The following is a 17,474-nucleotide window of genomic DNA, read 5'->3' on the forward strand; positions in this document are numbered from 1 at the left end:
TTAAAATCAAAAAAAAGGACATGCTCCGCTTCGCTTCACACGAAGTAGAGCACATCCATCTCATGTATCACATTGCTGAATGAACAACTGTACAACCATAATCAATTCGCCGAAGGACGATAAGCCGTTCCTCCGTTCTTTCGATACTGTACTGGCGAAATGCCCATTGTTTTTTTGAACGCGGTGCTGAAATAATGCTGGGTGTCGTAACCTACACGTTCGGCTATGGTGTGCATCGGCAATGTTGTGGAGTCCAACAACTGTATGGCCTTGCGAATGCGAGCGTGCGTGACAAGCGTCACGAAAGAATCATTCAGCTCTTTCTTCAGCACACGGCTAAGATATACGGCAGATACTTGCAGGCGGGAAGCAAGCGATTCCAACGTTAGTTCCCGCTCGGCATACTCTTCTTGAATAAGTTGTTTTGCCCGGCGAACCAGAGGGGACAACTGCACTTCTTCGTATACCTGTTCACGGCAATGACGGTACGTATCCGGCGTTTGTTCCAGTGTCCCTGCATGTATCTCCAGATGAGCATGAATGGCAATATTCAGGCATGAACTGATCTGCTGTTCCAGAAGGGACTCTATTTCTTCGGGAGCTTCTTGCCACAGACATATGCCAATCAATCCGCTTACGTCCCGAAACAGAACATGTGGCAGATCTGCCAGCAGTTCACTGATTATATTTTCCACTGCAAACAGAAACAACTGACGATCATTCTCTCTCAGTATCGTCTGACGAGCTTCGGCGGCAGGCCATCGCACAATCCCGATCTGCACAGGTGGAACCGCGGGTAGACGCAAAAACTCAAGCTGTTCCATCAGATCTTTCCCTGCAGCCTGCCCTTCCAGCCACTCCAGCATAAATCGCTGGCGAAGCAGAGGGATATTGCGTTCAATCTGATGGGCTGCCTGTTGTACATAAGCCGTCCTCTGGTGCTCTTCCGTAAGTCGCTGATGTAATCGCTCAAGCGCAGCATGTAATTGTTCTGATTGTACAGGTTTTAAGATGTAATCCTCTACGCCAAGCCGAACCGCCTCCTGCGCATATGCAAATTCATCATGCCCCGAAATGATTAGGTAACGACAGTCCGGGCACTTCTGCTGTAGAGCACGTATGAGTTCGATTCCGTTCAGGAATGGCATATTCATATCGACCAGAACAATATCCACGCCCAAGTCAGCAGCCCGTTCCAGTGCTTCCTCACCGTCTTCCGCTTCACCCACAACCTCCATCCCGAGTATCTCCCAGTCAATTGCATCCCGGATTCCCTCACGAATGATTGGCTCATCATCAGCGATGAGCACGCGATACTTCTTCGTGACGTGGCTATCCGGTGTAAGCTCCATTACCGTGTTTGATGCGGCTGTCCCATCTACCCCAGTGGAAGTTGTCGCGTTCGATTTTATGAATTTTCCCATTCACTCTCCTGCCTCTCTTTGTTATTGATTTGCGGGATGGGTGGCAGCTCTCGCATCAACGGATGAATGATGGTCACGCGAGTTCCTTGACCCTCCTCGCTCTCCAGCAGAATACCGTAATCATCGCCAAAGGACAGACGGAGACGGGCTTGCACGTTCAACATCCCATAACTTTTGCCTGTGATCCCAGGCGAAGACGCTTCCAGACTTGCCAAAGGAGCTTCGAGCAGATGCAGCATTTCGGCAAGCCGTTCGTTGGACATCCCTGCTCCATCATCCTGAACGGTCAGCAGCAGTCTGCCATGTTCCAATCTGGCCTCCACCCGAATGTGTCCCGGCCCACGCCTGCCCTTGATTCCATGATAGATTGCATTTTCTATCAAGGGTTGAAGCAGCAGCTTTAACACGAAAAGGTCCCGCAATTCCTCTGGAATATTCAATGTATACTGAAGCCGGTCGCGGTATCGTGTCTGCTGAATTTGCAGATAACTGGTCATATGCTCAAGCTCAGAGTGCAGCGGAATGTAATCTTGTCCTTTACTAAGCCCGATCCGAAATAATCGAGATAACGCGCCAACCATGCCGGATACATCGTCTGCACCCTCTTTGCGTGCCATCCAATGAATTGTATCCAGGGTATTGTACAAAAAGTGAGGTTTGATATGCTCCTGCAAGCTTCGCATTTCAGCATCGCGCTTCTGCCGTTCTCGCAATTCATTCAGCGATATCAGTTCTTGAATCTGTGCCAGCATTCGGTTATAACTGTTGCCAAGCATTCCAATCTCATCCGCCCGATCGCTCCACCGGCCTGGTCTGAGATTACCCGTCTCCGCCCTGCGCATATAGGACATGAGTCGGAAAATCGGTTGGGCAATGGAACGCGAGAACCATAAAGAGGCGCTAAGTCCGAATAAACACACCACAAATACAAAGCTAACCACATAAAACTGGATTTGGCGTACTTCGGATATCGAGTCTCTTGTGGGAAATACCCCTACCGTTCTCCAACCCGTAAAGGTGGACGACTGATACATGAATAATAACGCTCCACCCTTGGTTTCGGCGGTAAACGTGCCACTCTCCCCGGAGGGAAACCACTCTGCGGGGATGTGTTCGATTAACGGATGCTCCGGCTTGTATACACTTTGACCTTCGGCATCCGTCACCATCACATAACCAGATTTACCCAAGGTCACATTGCGGGCAGCCTGAGAGACGGACCTTAGTTTAAGATCAATCATAATAACGCCTCGCACACGCCCTGACGCTTCATCCGTGATGGAACGTGCAACCGATACAATCTCATCATCCTTATACCGTACATGTGTCGTGAGATTACGCTCTTTGGGCTGACCCAACACCATGAATATGCCCGGATTGGCCGCGGCTTCTCGGTACCAATTTTCCTGGATCAAGCTCTGCTCTGCTCGGGGATACATCTCGTTGCTAATATAGTCACCACTTCCATTGACGAGAACAATCCCGGCGATTTCAGGATACAACGTTGTGAACCCCTGCAAGGTTTGCTTGATGCCGTATAACTGATTTTGCTCCGTTTCGGCAATTGCGCCTTTATTCATCCGTTCACCGCTTGCATCATCATTCAACGGCATGTTGTCGTTCATAAACGCATCAATATCCGGGTCAAATGCAATCAGATACGTCATATTTTGCAGATTCTCCATCTTGCTGTTCAGGGCTTCATTCACTTTACCAATCAGTTGCATCGTATGCCCTTCAACCTGTCGCTCAACAACCCGCTCCACTGTCCAATTGACAAGCAGGCCGAGTCCTACAGAGGGCACAATGGCGAATAGCAAAAAAAGCAGCATTAGCTGGTAGCGAAGGGGCATATTACGCAAGCGCAAACGCCGAATCCCGTTCCTGAAAGTTGAGAGAATCGCTCTTCTGCCCCAAAACCTCTCACTCTTCAAATGCTCCTTGTTATTTGGCATAGTAATCATCCACATTTGAACGTGTCACGACAGAGATCCCCGTGTCCACCATCACGGGAAGCGGTGCATTTTCACCGGATGACGATGGAGCAGGAACCGTCAACTGGTGATGCAGATGGAACAAATATTGGAGTGACCAATACCCCATATTCCAGGTTCCCTGTGCAATTGTAGCCGAGATCGTCCCGTTCTTGATCATATCCAATGTAGCCTTATTCGTATCAAATGAAATAATCTGCATAGGATGTCTGCTGCCCCCGGCAGTTTGAACCGCTTCTCCCGCTCCTGCTCCTCCGGTGGCTTCAGTCACAAAAATACCCGCCAGTTCCGGACGTTCCTTCATCATTCTCAGTGTTTCGTCTCTGGACACCATCGCATCACCGTGCCCATCTGCAACTTCAACGACCTGCATGGAAGGATATCTCTCCTCGATCGTATCGCGGAAGCCTTTCGTTCGTTCTTCATGATTCTGTTGTCCAGGCAAGGTTAATACCGCAACCTCTCCTTCACGCCCCAGCAGTTCAGCCATTTCATCAGCGGCCATTACACCGGACTTGTAGTTATCTGTCCCCAGAAATGAATAGGCCTGGCTATCGGGTGCATCCGCATCAAATAATACAACAGGGATATCTGCATCGACTGCCTTGTTAATCGCTGGAACTAGCGATTGGGGATCGATCGCAGATATGGCAATGCCCGCGGGTTTACGAGCGATGGCCTGCTCGATCACCATCGTCTGCTCCTTCGCATCATACCGGGTAGCTCCGCGATATTCTACGGTCACTCCAAGCGCATCCGCGGCATCCTCGAATCCTTTAAGCGGGCTCTTCCAATACTCCAGCCCGGACTGGAATGTAATCATGATATACGTCTCTCCGATATCACCGCGCAGCCCCCGGTCCTCCCATGAACTGTTAACCTGACTGGTATATTCGAATCTCAACACATACAGCGCAAATGCCGAGATTAGCAAAATATAGACTAGCAGCATTTTCTTCATTACGTTCACTTCCTCAAGTGGTCTGATCATCCTATGCTCCGTCTAAATTGTAAACGCAATCATTCAAAAAGAAAACTACCCCTTATCTTTTAAACGGAAGCCGTGCTGCTATCCATGTACCTGCTGCAATAATGTACTATATGGTTTTTCGCTCTGGACGTATGATCATGGAACTAGACTACAACCAGAGGAGCGCTTCGTCATGAGTATTGCATCTTTTTTAATCTATTGCATCGTCGTCACCTTTACCCCCGGGCCTAGCAATATCGTCATTCTATCGTCCACCCAGAAGGTAGGCGCGCGACAAACGATGAACTATGTGTGGGGAGCTACGCTGGCATTTGGCCTGCTGCTTACGGCATCAGCTTTCCTTAATCACCTTCTTGCCGACGTGTTGCCCGGAATTCTGAAGGTGATGCAGATTGTCGGCGGCATCTATATGGTATACCTGGCCTATCAGATCTACAAGATGGGTACCACTGAGGATGCACCAACCCAAGTTACCGGATTTGGGAACGGTTTTATTATGCAATTTGTCAATCCCAAGGTGGTCTTGTTTACGTTCACGGTCCTTCCAAGCTATGTATTGCCCTTTTACCACAGCTCATTTTCATCGTTCCTGTTCGTATTGCTCATTACCTTCATAGGTTTTCTGGCCTACTCCAGTTGGGTCGTTTTTGGCACGGTTTTCAGAACGTTGCTGAATCGCCACCAAAAATTACTGAGTATTCTCATGGCACTTTTTTTGTTATACTCAGCCATTATAGTATCCGGATTGATCTAAAGCTTGGGAGGTGTGCTGCATGGAACGGTTCAACTATAAAAAGTCACAAGACGTGCTGGCACTATCCGCCAGCTTTACTGATTTTGCATACAAAAAACATTGCCACGAAGAGTACGCGGTTGGCGTAACCCTGCGCGGCATTCAACAATACAACCTGGACGGACAATATCAGGCATCTCACCAAAATGGTGTCATGTTGTTCAATCGTGAGCAGTCCCATGATGGTAGCTCCTATGATAGAGAAGGCATTGATTACGTGATGCTGTATCTGAAGCCGGATTTGGTAGAGGAGATTATAGGCAAAAAGGAATTGCGTTTTGGAAATCCCATCGTCTATGATCCCGAGCTTGCACGGAAGATCCTGATGCTGAACGATGCCGTTCAGCACAGACAGGACGAAGCCGAGTGCAGCGAACGGGTCTTCGATCTGGTTCACCTTCTGGCTCAGAAGGAGATGCATCCCAAGCTCTGGGTGCCTCAGGACAGCCTGGTTCGAAAAGCTAAGGAAATGATGTTTTGCAGCACCGAAGATGTGCTCAAGCTGGACAACCTGAGCGCCGAATTTGGCATGTCCAAGTTTCAATTTATCCGTGAATTCAAGTCACAAGCAGGTATTTCTCCCTACCAGTTTTTCTTAAACTGCAAGGTGGAGCGTGCCCGTCAGTCCATCGAAATGCAGAAGGACGTCTACGCTGCTGTTGCTGATTGTGGATTCGTGGATCTGACCCATCTGAACCGGCATTTCAAACGGGTATTTGGCGTCACAGCTTATGAATACATGTTGCAGTTAAACTATAAAAATTGAACTACAGAATATTTACACTGGCCACTCCGATGACAGAGTAACCTTCTGATCACTGTTATCCCCAGATTTTTTGATCCCTTATTATAAAGGTAAAATCCAGGGATAGCGTACGCTTTCGATGCAGCTTTCTTTCAGAAAACTTTTAGGCGAACGCTTCGCTTCTTCAGGTTCTTTCCGTCCTTGGGCAATCAGATTCTTTTCTTTCGTCTCCAAAACCACAAAACTGCCAATGCTGCTAATAAAATGACTGTACCGTATAAGATAAGATAGACAGGTCCACTTCGCCAGCCATCACTGGTTTCTCCAAAATCTTCTTTACTTACAACCTTGCCTGCGCCCAGCAATTTCAAGTCATCTCCGGCTTGTTCCACAAGAACGTTGCGACTGCACAGATTCGTATGCAGCTTTTGATCCAGTTCAGATTGATACGCATAGATCAGGTAGGACTGATTCTTTTCGAATTGAATACCACATGATTCAGACCCACCGTCACTCGCGATGATTTTCATCTTTTTGGCGTTAACCCCCTTCCATGCCGTATCTACATCAAAGGTATACTCTCTTAACATGCCATCATTCTTCGATTGCTGCGATGGTCCTTTCTTTACCACTTCTCCTGTAAATACCGTTGTGTTTGTCTTCAATCTCTCTTGGACACCACTCTCCACACAACTGCAAGCATACACTTTCTCTCCGGAAAATAGAGCTAACCCCGACGTAACCAACAGTAAGACCAACATGCACATCACCAACCGTTGTTTCATTCCGACCGCTCCCCTCCTACATTCTCTGCTTGAACAAACGTTGTAAAGGTTACATATTTTTATTGCTGCTATAATTATTGTAAAATTATAGCACAATACAAATATCGTTATGTCCAACATACGCAAGGAGCCAACATACGAAATTAACGTTCACGGAGGATCTCAACATTTGATGCACAACTGGAAAAAGAACTTCTCATTCCCGCTGCTCGTTGCAGCGTTATGCATGATCGCCTTTATAAGCATCGCCCTATCCATCAGCGATAACCAGATTCATCGATTTGATGATACGCTGATCGGCTGGATTCAGGGGTTGGAATCCCCTGGCATGACACAATTCATGCAGTTTTTCACCTGGATCGGCAGTGAAATGCCTGTAGTTTTCATTACAATCATTGCCATGATTGTGTTATACGTTTGGCTGCGACACAAACGCGAACTACTCTTCCTCGCTTGTGTGCTCGCCGGTTCAACCCTTTTAAATGCATTGCTCAAGCTGGTATTCCAACGTGCCAGACCTACCATTAACCGAATTATTGAAGTGAGCGGCTACAGCTTCCCCAGTGGACATTCCATGGCTGCATTTAGCCTGTATGGTGGACTAGCCTTTCTCATCTGGAAACATGTACCCACCGTCACCGGACGTGTACTGATGATCATGGCCAGTGCCGCCTTTATACTGACCATTGGCATAAGTCGTATCTACTTGGGTGTGCACTATCCAAGTGATATCGTCGGTGGATATTTCTTGAGTGGTTGCTGGCTCTCCGCTTGCATATGGTTTTACCAGCGGCATCTGGAGCGTATGTCCCAACTGCATAGCAGAAAACTGGCATAGTCTCTACGAGCGCATGCATATGGAAATACCCGGCTTTCCTTAACTCAAGGATTGCCGGGTATTTTTATATTCTTATATTTGATCCTGAATCCATCCTGAACGAATTCAGAAACCACAAGAACCCGCCTGTCCTATTTCAAGGAACAAGCGGGTATTGATTTTATACCAAATTACAACTCTTCACCATTGGATTCGATAACTTTTTTGTACCAGTGGAAGCTCTTCTTCGGTGTTCTGCTCAAATCTCCGTTACCGTCGTTGTCCTTGTTGACATGAATGAAGCCATAACGCTTCTTCATCTCTCCAGTGGACGCACTAACCAGGTCAATACATCCCCACATGGTGTAGGCAATCAGATCCACGCCATCCGCTACCGCTTCTTTCATCTGTTCAATGTGACCTTTCAGATAATCAATACGATAGTCATCCTGAATGGAACCATCTTCCTCTATCACATCGACAGCACCCAATCCGTTCTCAACGACCATCAGTGGAATCTGGTAACGGTCATACAGATGATTCAGCGTATAACGCAATCCTTTTGGATCGATCTGCCATCCCCAGTCGGAAGCTTCGAGATATGGATTTTTGATACCACCCAGCAGATTGCCTTCAGCTCTCTCCAGGGACTCATCCGCACTTTCTACCAGAGACATGTAATAACTGAAAGAGTAGAAGTCTACGCAACCTTCACGCAGTGTCTGCTCGTCTCCTGGTTGCATTTCGATTTTAATGCCCTCTTCGGCGAAGAAACGTTTGGCGAATCCAGGATACGCTCCACGAACCTGAACATCACCACAGATCATGTTGGACAGTTGGTCTTTCTTCTGTGCAAGCAGCATGTCGTCCGGGTTACACGTATTTGGATAGGTGGTCATGAAAGCAACCATACAACCGATCTGGAAGTCTGGGTTGATCTCATGTCCCAGCTTCACTGCTTTGGCACTCGCAACGAATTGATGATGTAATGCCTGGAATCGAGTCTGTGGATCATCCACTCCGTCGACCAACGTCTCTTTGCCTTCAAACAGAAGACCTCCAGCCATATAAGCACCCAACGGCATCGTCAGACAGTTGATCTCGTTAAATGTCAGCCAGTATTTCACTTGATCTTTGTAGCGATTGAAGAGAGTTGTACAATAACGAATATAACAATCGATGACTTCACGGGAAGCCCAGCCGTTATACTTCTGTGTCAGACCAAATGGCGTTTCGTAATGGGAGATCGTTACGAGCGGCTCAATATTGTACTTTTTCAACTCGGCAAAGACATTATCGTAGAACTGCAATCCCTCTTCGTTTGGCTCCAGTTCGTCACCGTTCGGATAGATCCGGGACCAGTTGATGGACATGCGGAACATTTTGAAACCCATCTCTGCCATCATGGCAATATCTTCTTTGTAATGTCCGTAAAAATCAACCGCTTCATGGCTCGGATAATACGTGCCCTCTTCCAATACAGGTGTAATCCGGCGTGGAATCGTGTGGGTTCCCCCTGTCATCATGTCAGATGTGCTTGGCCCTTTGCCACCCTGGTTCCATCCGCCCTCGAATTGATTGGCAGCCGTTGCGCCACCCCAGTAAAATCCTTCTTTCATTGTCATGACCAGTTCCTCCTTCATATTTAACTCAATTCGATATAAAATGCTTGATATTATGCGAGTAGCCGTTCCGGTCACGAATCGTTCTTCTGATCGCTGTTATCCTCGGATGATGAAGGCGAACACTTCGTTTCGTCAGAATCGATATCGTCCCCTTCACTACTTCGCAATAAATGAAGAACAAATTATAAGACTGAGTCAAAATGTTTTCGTAAGACGATATAACCAGTGTACCACCCATACCCTGACACCTATTGTCATGGTATAATCAGAGCATGGAAAATAACCGATTATTTCGAATGTTGCTTTTGTTATTGGAGAAAAAGAAAGCCACTGCACCCGAACTCGCCCGTATGTTCGAGATTTCGGTACGTACGGTGTACCGTGATATCGACCGGCTAAGCGCTGCGGGCATCCCCGTCTATACGACGACCGGCAAGCATGGCGGCATTCATCTCATGGACAACTATGTCATGGACAAGTCCCTGCTGTCGGAAGAAGACCAGAACGAAATTTTGATGGGACTATACAGCATCAGTGCAATCCCACACCTGAATAGTGCTCATATGCTGCAACGGCTGACCGCCCTGTTTGATCACAAGCTGGATTGGATCGAGTTCAATTTCTCACCATGGGGCAGCATTCCCCTGCAAGAGAGAGAACTTTTTAATCAAGTGAAACAAGCCATATTAACCAATCAACTGATTACGTTCCACTATGTTAATTCGGATGGAGAGAAGAGTGTTCCAACAGTGGAACCTCAGAAGCTTATATTCAAGAACAGTACATGGTACTTCAGAGGATATATTCATGATGATCCTGAACGGAAAGAATTCGAGACATTCAAGATGAAACGGATCACCCAATTGACCTTTCTAACGAGAAAACTCGATCCTGTTGATGTGGGGTCAGCCCACCCTGAATCAGAGGCAGCTCCTGTCCTGACTCCTCTGACGCTCTTGTTCACCAATAATATTGCTTACCGGGTGTATGATTTTTTCGAACCGTCCCTCATTAAAAAAGAGCCTGATGGCAGGCTCCGTGTGTCTCTCGAATTAAATGTAGGGGAATGGCTCTACTCCTTCCTGCTATCGTTCGGTTCAGAGCTGACCGTAATCGAGCCTGTACATGTTGGACAGGAATTGCTCAGACGCCATATCCAAGCCGTTGAACATTTACAGCATGTCATGAACAACCTTCCCAACAATGAATGATATAATATAGGCCTATACAACTTTTAATCACAGCTGACTCTCCGTCATCCATCTGACCGAAGGAGGTTTATCCATGCAAGACATTAGACGCAACAATGTGGAACGTTTCAAAGGTTTTGGTACGTTATACGATCAGAACCGACCAGCTGCTCCCACTGAAGTGGTGGATATTCTAACGACATATCTTGGAAGCACACCGCGCATGGTCGCAGATGTTGGCTGTGGCACCGGCTTATCCTCGTGGATCTGGCTGAATCAGGCAGAACGCATCATCGGCTTCGAACCCAGCGATGACATGAGGTCTGTAGCAGAATCCAAGTGGGAATCTGCCGGGAAGCCGGATAACCTGCGGTTTGTGTCCGGCTTGTCTCACGACCTTGGATTACCAGATGGCAGTGTGGATGTGCTGACCTGCTCCCAATCATTTCACTGGATGGAGCCGCAACCTACACTACGCGAGTTTGCACGTGTACTTCGTACAGGCGGCATATTTGCTGCCTATGATTGTGACTGGCCGCCAATGTTAGACTGGCAGTTAGAACAAGCTTATCTGAAGCTGAATAAGGAAGCAGATCAACGGGCAGCCAGTCTGGCTCCCCAGAATAGTCAGGCACACAAATGGAGCAAGGATGGGCATTTACAGCAAATTCAGGAGTCCGGTCTGTTCCGATATGTGCGGGAAATCGTGTTTCATCACCACGAGACCTTTGATGCAGACCGATACGTGAACCTGGCCTTGAGCCAAGGCGGCTTGCAAACGGCGTTGAAACTTGGAGCGGATGAACTATTAACAGCTGCCGATGAGTTCAGAGCGCTGGCTAATCGTGTATTTGACGGACAATCCAGAACAGTACTCTTTTCTTATCGCATGCGCCTTGGTATTGTCTGAAAGCAGTACGTTGTTTGCATCTCTTCTACATACCAAATGTAATAAGGAGGTCGTACACGTCATAATAATGACCTGTACGACCTCCTTATTATCTATATCCTCAGGATGAGAATAAGTCACTTAATTGTCGCTCCTGTACATTCAATGCCAACACCAATTTTGTCGGGTCTTGTCTTGAATAAATGACGTTAATGATATGGCCCTGCTGCACCTGCGGCAGCGCAGTAGATAAAATTTCTTTTTGCGTTGTCACAGTGAACGTTTCACCATTCGTCTTGGTTATGCTGAGTTTGAATTGAAGCTTGATCTTATTACTGCCTACATTGCCAAGTGGAGTGACATCGAGAATCTTGGCCATTGCTTTTTCGCCTGTTCGTGCAATATCCATCATCTCAGGGGATACCCCTTGTTGTACCATCTTTTCATTCAACAGTTGCTGCATATCCTCCTGTGATAACTGTCCTTTCATATCAAGACCTACCTTGCGTTCATCCTTCACAGAGACCACTAACGGAATGAAGCTGCCCGGCTGAAACTGAGCCATGGATGTCAGGGGAATAACAGTTTTCATCTCGGTATCGTATTTCTCACGCCCCTTACGCGACACCGTCAGAACCAATCGAACCTCCGGCTGTTCATTAATATACGTGCCAGTCTGTTGTATGCTCTTAATGACACCCACTGCCGGTAAACCTGTCTTGACTCGACCTACGCCGAAAATACTACTCAAAATCGCAGGAACAAAGATCAACCCGAACCCGGCAAAGATCGCCGGTTTATACCACCAGGCTTGCATGATGATAAATGGATCATCCCACATCTTCTGTGCCAGAAATGGGGAGAACCCCACTCCAAACACAGTTAATACGCCAATCAATCTCAGAAAACCTACCATATGGCCCACCCTCTCTTCATATCTCTATCCAAACCTCTAACGTTATGTCTGTAATCAGTTGTTATACGTATTTAATAAATGGAGTATCACTGTCCTACAAGCAAAACCTTCTAGATGGAAACTAGTCCCATATAGATCAGTTCAGTCGGATTCGCTGGATTCTGCCCCAATCCCACCCGATCTCCAACTCGTGGAATCTGCATTTTGGACACCAGTGTCTCCAAGGTTCGCTGATACTGGTTACCGTTTGTCTCTGTAACATCCAATACAAGCACAACAATCGGATCAAAGTTGATCAGTTTGCCCGTATCGGTGATTGTCACCACCGTTGCTGTTGCCGTTAATGGAAGCGAACCACTCGCAGCTAATTGTGCCTGTTTTGCCGAATCCAGACTTTGGTTGATCGCCTCCCGATGTTCCTTGGATACGAAACCTTTCATCATCATGCCAGTGAGCCCTTTATTCATCATTTTATCTGCTTTCGCAATCGCATCTTCCTGTTTGTTCTTTCTACCGAACCATCCCATAGTAAGCACCTCATTTGTTATATTTTATTTATAATTAAATTATAAACACCGCGGCTTGTCTTTGAATACCCTTCTGGCGGCATACAAAAAAAACGAAAAATCCGGTAATCGAATTACCGGATAATCATCTCTTTGGTAAGGCATTATGCAAATTCCGCAAAAAAGCAACTGCTAATGCGATCTTCATTTTACGTTTGGCAGATATTATTTGTGGTTAAAGCGGTGGCATTGCACCAAATCATATTCAATATACTCATTTTTGAATGTGTATCCATACTATAATCATCATTCTAACTCATTGCGGTTAACACTACGGCAATCGTATTAAACGCACCGTGAACAATCATGCCTGGCACAACCGATCCTGTCCGTTCATACGTCCATGCAAACACAACACCACTAATGAAATTTACGGGCATGGCATTAATCGTTGGAAAGTGAGCAAGAGTAAAGATTAGAGCACTAATCACAATCGCCCATTTCATCCTGATACGAGTCCTTAGCCAGCGATATATGAACCCGCGGTAAAAGATCTCCTCATAGAGAGGTGACACGAATCCAGCCGAAACGATACCGATAACGATAGTAAAAAGAGTGACATTTTGCTGAAGACTCTCTGTTTTGCTGTTGTCTACCGTATTTCCAAGAAAACTGGTAAGATATACTGCCATCACACTTAAAATGATGAGAAGCAGGAGCCACAGTACAATTCTCCACCAATCCCTTACGGAGAATCCCTTCACGCCCACCTCTCTCCACGACAGCTTCTTCGGTCGCAAAGCAACCAAGTACAGTCCCGTCAAAAGTGTAATTGCGATGGTAAGCCCTGTGAGCGTCCCAGAATAAAGGGTATTATCCAACCACTCCTCATATCCGGACTGTATCGGGTATTTAATCACGAATATTACAAATACAAATTCCAGCGTTAGCAATACTAGTAACTCACGCCATGTCCACTGATCCGTCTTTTTCCACATTACCGCTCTAGTCATTCTCGATCCCTCAATCCTCTATTATATATTATAATGATATTAGGTGACGTAACGTCACCTGCAAGCACTTTTTGGGAGGAAAAAAACATGCAGAGATGGACAACAGGACAAGTATCCAAACAGAGAGATATTTCCGTGAGAACACTACGTTATTATGATCAGATCGGTCTACTACAACCGAGTCATAAGGAAGACAACGGTCGCCGTTATTATTCAGAGGAAGATTTATTTGCGCTTGAAAAAATCACGTTGCTCAAATCACTATCATTATCGCTTGAAGACATACAAACTGTAATGAACAAACTATCTTATCGTCATATTCTGATCGCACATCATAATCATCTTCAGGAGCAATTAACTTCAATTCAGGGCAGTATTGAAAATACTACATCTTTGATCAATATGATTGATCTGGAAGGTATACTTTCCTGGGATCGGGTTTCACATCTGGTCCAAAACGTACAGCCCGTTGCTAAACAGTGGATGGATTACTTCAATGCTGAGGAAGTTGCCTTTCTACAGAAAGCATTACCGAAACTTAATAATAATGATAAGATTACTCAGCAATATGTCTCCTTGATACGCCGGATTGAGTGGTGCATACAACAATCTGTTCCTCCCCAATCGGATGAAGGCTATAACATTGCCTGTGAATTAATGAAGTTATCTCACGATACTTTTAATGGTGATGAGACATTGATCGAAAAGTTTTGGGAAGTGAGGAAGCTTCCTGCTACAGAGTCAGGACTATATCCCGTATCTGACGAAGTTCTGAACTTTGTGGAGCTTAGTACGGCTTATGCTCTTGAAATGGAATCAAATTTATAGTGGAATGAGAAAGAAAGCCGACTTGTCAGCCGGCTGTATCCAGGAAATATCCTTATATGGGACCCGTAGTGATCCATCTTTTCCAAACGGATGATATCGTGCTACCGCTCTATTTTTTGCGTAACAAATATACCAGCTTCCGATAATACATCGCCGCTTCCTTGTATTTGCGCTGATCCTCAGACACCACGGCCAATCCTTCGTATAATGGTTCAAGGCGCACGACATGCTGCGCGGATTCAAAATAAGGCAGACAGGCAAGCGCACGCTCCATGAAAACTTCGCGATCTCCATGCGCAAGAGCCAGCTGGCTCTTGTAGAAGGTTCCGCTCATCTGATGGTCCTGGGTTGTTGCACATTTCAAGAGTTGATCTACACTTTGTGCAAGTACGCCCCAGTTCTTCCGCGCCAGAGCCACTTCGCATTGATATATACAGACGAGCGGCCGCATCGCGAGCTGTGTTTCTTCCGTTTCCTGCTGCAATAGTGACTCAAATCGTTCAATCTCCGCCTGTGCCTGATCCAATTCACCTGTCATCGTTAACATAACAATCCGATTGTTGGCAATTGCGGTCACCAGATCGCCTTGGTTCCCCGCATATACGAGGTTCGCCTCCGCCATGGTTAATGCCGAGAGTGCCTCCTGAACCAGTCCCATTGCGAAACAATAACCACTATATGCCACATATAACCCGGACAATCGATGGAACAGCCGCTGATCATATACATGACGCATCGTAAGCTCGAATACCTGTTTCGCCTCTTCATACTGTTTAACCTGGATGTAGGCTTCCATCTTGATATTTTGCACAGACAGCCAGAATTCACTGCCAGGAAGCGCCAGCTCACTGAGCCTGGTTGCATGAGTTAGTACATCTACAAAGGCCATTTTGGAGCGATAATATTGTATTTTATAGAATAAAAGTGCCTTGACTAACGGGCGCGGCAGATCAATATCGTCTGGGCGACCATACTTCTCCAGGTAAAAATTAAGATAGGACGTATGTATATATTCATGTGCCGTTGCATCATTTAACTGTTGATAATATACCGCCTTCATCAAAGCCGTTGTCAGCTCAACAGTCAGTGTGTCATCCCGATCTGACAGCGCATGCACCGTCTCTTCGGATATCGACGACGCTGGAACAGACATTTGTTCGAAGATGACCTCTGCCCGTTCGAGTGTTTCCTCGTCCTGAGCCGCAGCCTTTAGAATATAGGAAGGGGATACCCCCAGACGTCCAGCGATAGCTTCTGCCAAATCCTCAGGGAGCGGATAACGATCCGCCAGAATATTGGCAAAGTGGGCCTGCGTGACCAGACCTTCCACAAGGTCTTTACGGGAGATTTGTTTTCTTTTGCTTAGCAGTTCAATGCGTTCCTTCAGCATGGCATTCCTGTCCTTTCTACCCTAACAAGCGAGTACATTATATGCACATCATCGCAAAATTAGAGATATAACGCCACCCTTCCGGCGAAATCAAACGAAACGGTTTCCGTTTCCGTAGTAATTGTTTTACAATAAGGAGGTATGTATACGAGCATTTGATCGAAATGCTGAAACATGAGCTGAATATGAAAGGATGCAAATAAATGATTATTAAACCAAGAACACGTGGTTTTATTTGTACCACTTCCCACCCTGTAGGTTGCGCTGCGCAAGTGCAGGAACAGATTGATTATGTGAAATCACAGCCGGAGCTCAAAGGCCCCCGTAATGTGCTCGTAATTGGTGCTTCCACCGGTTACGGTCTGGCGTCACGCGTTGTATCCGCTTTTGGAGCGGGAGCGAATACGATCGGTATTTACCGTCCGAGCAGTTCCACAGAAAAACGTACAGCCTCCGCAGGCTGGTACAACTCCGCTGCATTCGAAAAAGCCGCTGAAGAAGCAGGCCTCAAATCGTACAGCATCACAGGTGATGCATTCGCAAACGAAACACGAGACAAAGCCGTTGAACTGATTCGCAGTGAACTCGGTCAAGTGGATCTGGTCGTATACAGCGTAGCCTCGGCACGCCGTACCGATCCAAACACGGGTGAAGTGTTCAATTCTGTGCTGAAGCCTATCGGACAATCCTACACGAATAAAACAGTAAACTTCCACACAGGCGAAATCAGCTCCGTTACGCTGGAGCCGGCAACGGAAGAGGAAATTCGTCAGACCGTAACCGTAATGGGTGGAGACGATTGGGAACTGTGGATGGATGCCCTGCAACAAGGCGGCGTACTTGCGGATGATGCAACAACGATTGCTTTCTCCTACATCGGACCTGAACTTACCCATGCTATCTATCGTGATGGTTCCATCGGTCAGGCCAAGAATCATCTGGAAGCGACTGCACTCAAGTTGAATGATCGACTAAGTGCCAAGGGTGGACGTGCTTATGTAACTGTCGCCAAAGCGCTGGTGACTCAATCCAGCTCCGCAATTCCAGTCGTGCCGCTGTACATCTCAGCATTGTACAAAGTCATGAAAGAAAAAGGCTTGCATGAGGGATGCGTCGAGCAATTGCAGCGTCTGTTCGCTGATCGCCTGTATGCAGGAGGAGAAGTTCCAACCGACGCAGAAGGTCGCATTCGTATCGACGATTGGGAGATGAGAGATGACGTTCAGCAAGAAGTCGCGAAGCTCTGGAATGAATTGACTACAGAGAACATCTATGATCTGTCCGATCTGGAAGGTTATCGTCGCGAATTCTTCCAACTGTTTGGTTTTGAAACCGATGGTGTGGATTATGAAGCAGACGTTGATCCAAACGTTGAAGTGCCCCATCTGGTGAACTAAAAAAGTTTTGGCGAGTACGCAAACTTAGATTTACGTTAGCACTTCTAATGCCATGTTAAAGATCTGATTGTACAATCAATGAAGGGGAAACCACCGGGTTCTCCCCTTTTTTGTCTATTTTTTAGATCCTTTCATCCTAGATCCTTTCTACGCCATTTTAATTTCATATCC

16 protein-coding genes are annotated in these 17,474 nt (G+C 46.6%); 7 read left to right on the plus strand and 9 right to left on the minus strand.

The annotated features are described in order from the left end of the window. Positions 1 to 101 precede the first annotated feature (101 nt). From MKZ12_RS22660 to MKZ12_RS22670, 3 genes are all read right to left on the minus strand, one after another. Positions 102 to 1,352, minus strand: coding sequence for a response regulator (locus MKZ12_RS22660; RefSeq protein WP_339261494.1), 1,251 nt, complete (start codon positions 1,350 to 1,352; stop codon positions 102 to 104). Positions 1,353 to 1,408: 56 nt separating this feature from the next. Beyond that, a complete protein-coding gene (locus MKZ12_RS22665; RefSeq protein WP_339261495.1) occupies positions 1,409 to 3,277 on the minus strand; it encodes a sensor histidine kinase in 1,869 nt (622 codons plus the stop codon). A 91-nt stretch (positions 3,278 to 3,368) separates the two neighbouring features. Next, positions 3,369 to 4,379 (minus strand): substrate-binding domain-containing protein, encoded by a 1,011-nt coding sequence (locus MKZ12_RS22670; protein ID WP_339261497.1) that lies wholly within the window; start codon positions 4,377 to 4,379, stop codon positions 3,369 to 3,371. Positions 4,380 to 4,581: 202 nt separating this feature from the next. On the opposite strand from MKZ12_RS22670, the gene MKZ12_RS22675 reads away from it, so the two are divergent. Beyond that, positions 4,582 to 5,163, plus strand: a complete 582-nt coding sequence (locus tag MKZ12_RS22675; RefSeq protein WP_339256885.1) for a LysE family transporter — start codon at positions 4,582 to 4,584, stop codon at positions 5,161 to 5,163. A 19-nt stretch (positions 5,164 to 5,182) separates the two neighbouring features. Then, a complete protein-coding gene (locus MKZ12_RS22680; RefSeq protein ID WP_339256887.1) occupies positions 5,183 to 5,968 on the plus strand; it encodes an AraC family transcriptional regulator in 786 nt (261 codons plus the stop codon). Between the two features lie 188 nt (positions 5,969 to 6,156). Here MKZ12_RS22680 and MKZ12_RS22685 read toward each other — a convergent pair whose 3' ends face one another. Next, positions 6,157 to 6,732 carry a hypothetical protein gene (locus MKZ12_RS22685; protein WP_339256889.1) on the minus strand — a complete coding sequence of 192 codons (576 nt, stop codon included), beginning with the start codon at positions 6,730 to 6,732 and terminating at the stop codon, positions 6,157 to 6,159. Between the two features lie 172 nt (positions 6,733 to 6,904). Between MKZ12_RS22685 and MKZ12_RS22690 the strand changes: the two genes are divergently transcribed. After that, on the plus strand, positions 6,905 to 7,570 hold the full coding sequence (locus MKZ12_RS22690) for a phosphatase PAP2 family protein (protein ID WP_339261499.1): 666 nt from the start codon (positions 6,905 to 6,907) through the stop codon (positions 7,568 to 7,570). 170 nt (positions 7,571 to 7,740) lie between these two features. Here the strand turns inward: MKZ12_RS22690 and MKZ12_RS22695 are convergent, their stop codons facing one another. Next, positions 7,741 to 9,174 carry a glycoside hydrolase family 1 protein gene (locus MKZ12_RS22695; protein WP_339236817.1) on the minus strand — a complete coding sequence of 478 codons (1,434 nt, stop codon included), beginning with the start codon at positions 9,172 to 9,174 and terminating at the stop codon, positions 7,741 to 7,743. Between the two features lie 272 nt (positions 9,175 to 9,446). Between MKZ12_RS22695 and MKZ12_RS22700 the strand changes: the two genes are divergently transcribed. Together MKZ12_RS22700 and MKZ12_RS22705 are read left to right on the plus strand one after the other, a co-directional pair. Further along, positions 9,447 to 10,385 carry a YafY family protein gene (locus MKZ12_RS22700; protein WP_339236819.1) on the plus strand — a complete coding sequence of 313 codons (939 nt, stop codon included), beginning with the start codon at positions 9,447 to 9,449 and terminating at the stop codon, positions 10,383 to 10,385. Between the two features lie 73 nt (positions 10,386 to 10,458). Further along, positions 10,459 to 11,274 (plus strand): class I SAM-dependent methyltransferase, encoded by an 816-nt coding sequence (locus MKZ12_RS22705; protein WP_339236820.1) that lies wholly within the window; start codon positions 10,459 to 10,461, stop codon positions 11,272 to 11,274. Positions 11,275 to 11,374: 100 nt separating this feature from the next. Here MKZ12_RS22705 and MKZ12_RS22710 read toward each other — a convergent pair whose 3' ends face one another. The 3 genes from MKZ12_RS22710 to MKZ12_RS22720 form a co-directional block, all read right to left on the minus strand. Then, positions 11,375 to 12,169, minus strand: a complete 795-nt coding sequence (locus tag MKZ12_RS22710) for a hypothetical protein (RefSeq protein WP_339256891.1) — start codon at positions 12,167 to 12,169, stop codon at positions 11,375 to 11,377. Between the two features lie 110 nt (positions 12,170 to 12,279). Continuing rightward, positions 12,280 to 12,696, minus strand: a complete 417-nt coding sequence (locus tag MKZ12_RS22715) for a hypothetical protein (protein ID WP_339256893.1) — start codon at positions 12,694 to 12,696, stop codon at positions 12,280 to 12,282. Positions 12,697 to 12,986: 290 nt separating this feature from the next. Continuing rightward, positions 12,987 to 13,688 (minus strand): type II CAAX endopeptidase family protein, encoded by a 702-nt coding sequence (locus MKZ12_RS22720; protein WP_339236824.1) that lies wholly within the window; start codon positions 13,686 to 13,688, stop codon positions 12,987 to 12,989. An 87-nt stretch (positions 13,689 to 13,775) separates the two neighbouring features. Here MKZ12_RS22720 and MKZ12_RS22725 point away from each other — a divergent pair, with 87 nt between their 5' ends. Beyond that, positions 13,776 to 14,516 carry a MerR family transcriptional regulator gene (locus tag MKZ12_RS22725; RefSeq protein WP_339256895.1) on the plus strand — a complete coding sequence of 247 codons (741 nt, stop codon included), beginning with the start codon at positions 13,776 to 13,778 and terminating at the stop codon, positions 14,514 to 14,516. Between the two features lie 109 nt (positions 14,517 to 14,625). Here the strand turns inward: MKZ12_RS22725 and MKZ12_RS22730 are convergent, their stop codons facing one another. Further along, entirely contained in the window at positions 14,626 to 15,906 is a 1,281-nt protein-coding gene (locus tag MKZ12_RS22730) for an XRE family transcriptional regulator (protein ID WP_339256897.1), read from the minus strand. A gap of 203 nt (positions 15,907 to 16,109) precedes the next feature. On the opposite strand from MKZ12_RS22730, the gene fabV reads away from it, so the two are divergent. Further along, complete coding sequence (fabV, locus tag MKZ12_RS22735; RefSeq protein ID WP_339236832.1) at positions 16,110 to 17,303, plus strand: enoyl-ACP reductase FabV; 1,194 nt, start codon at positions 16,110 to 16,112, stop codon at positions 17,301 to 17,303. Positions 17,304 to 17,474: the final 171 nt, after the last annotated feature.

It is taken from the genome of Paenibacillus sp. FSL R5-0713 (assembly GCF_037973325.1).
GTDB lineage: Bacteria > Bacillota > Bacilli > Paenibacillales > Paenibacillaceae > Paenibacillus.

What these genes read in the sequence shown, in the direction of transcription:
- MKZ12_RS22680 (WP_339256887.1), top strand. Translation starts at nt 5,183, where the DNA reads ATGGAACGGTTCAACTATAAAAAGTCACAAGACGTGCTGGCACTATCC.
- fabV (WP_339236832.1), top strand. Translation starts at nt 16,110, where the DNA reads ATGATTATTAAACCAAGAACACGTGGTTTTATTTGTACCACTTCCCAC.
- MKZ12_RS22720 (WP_339236824.1), bottom strand. Translation starts at nt 13,688, where the DNA reads ATGACTAGAGCGGTAATGTGGAAAAAGACGGATCAGTGGACATGGCGT.
- MKZ12_RS22660 (WP_339261494.1), bottom strand. Translation starts at nt 1,352, where the DNA reads ATGGAGCTTACACCGGATAGCCACGTCACGAAGAAGTATCGCGTGCTC.
- MKZ12_RS22690 (WP_339261499.1), top strand. Translation starts at nt 6,905, where the DNA reads ATGCACAACTGGAAAAAGAACTTCTCATTCCCGCTGCTCGTTGCAGCG.
- MKZ12_RS22715 (WP_339256893.1), bottom strand. Translation starts at nt 12,696, where the DNA reads ATGGGATGGTTCGGTAGAAAGAACAAACAGGAAGATGCGATTGCGAAA.
- MKZ12_RS22665 (WP_339261495.1), bottom strand. Translation starts at nt 3,277, where the DNA reads ATGCCCCTTCGCTACCAGCTAATGCTGCTTTTTTTGCTATTCGCCATT.
- MKZ12_RS22695 (WP_339236817.1), bottom strand. Translation starts at nt 9,174, where the DNA reads ATGACAATGAAAGAAGGATTTTACTGGGGTGGCGCAACGGCTGCCAAT.
- MKZ12_RS22705 (WP_339236820.1), top strand. Translation starts at nt 10,459, where the DNA reads ATGCAAGACATTAGACGCAACAATGTGGAACGTTTCAAAGGTTTTGGT.
- MKZ12_RS22670 (WP_339261497.1), bottom strand. Translation starts at nt 4,379, where the DNA reads ATGAAGAAAATGCTGCTAGTCTATATTTTGCTAATCTCGGCATTTGCG.
- MKZ12_RS22710 (WP_339256891.1), bottom strand. Translation starts at nt 12,169, where the DNA reads ATGGTAGGTTTTCTGAGATTGATTGGCGTATTAACTGTGTTTGGAGTG.
- MKZ12_RS22725 (WP_339256895.1), top strand. Translation starts at nt 13,776, where the DNA reads ATGCAGAGATGGACAACAGGACAAGTATCCAAACAGAGAGATATTTCC.
- MKZ12_RS22685 (WP_339256889.1), bottom strand. Translation starts at nt 6,732, where the DNA reads ATGAAACAACGGTTGGTGATGTGCATGTTGGTCTTACTGTTGGTTACG.
- MKZ12_RS22675 (WP_339256885.1), top strand. Translation starts at nt 4,582, where the DNA reads ATGAGTATTGCATCTTTTTTAATCTATTGCATCGTCGTCACCTTTACC.
- MKZ12_RS22700 (WP_339236819.1), top strand. Translation starts at nt 9,447, where the DNA reads ATGGAAAATAACCGATTATTTCGAATGTTGCTTTTGTTATTGGAGAAA.
- MKZ12_RS22730 (WP_339256897.1), bottom strand. Translation starts at nt 15,906, where the DNA reads ATGCTGAAGGAACGCATTGAACTGCTAAGCAAAAGAAAACAAATCTCC.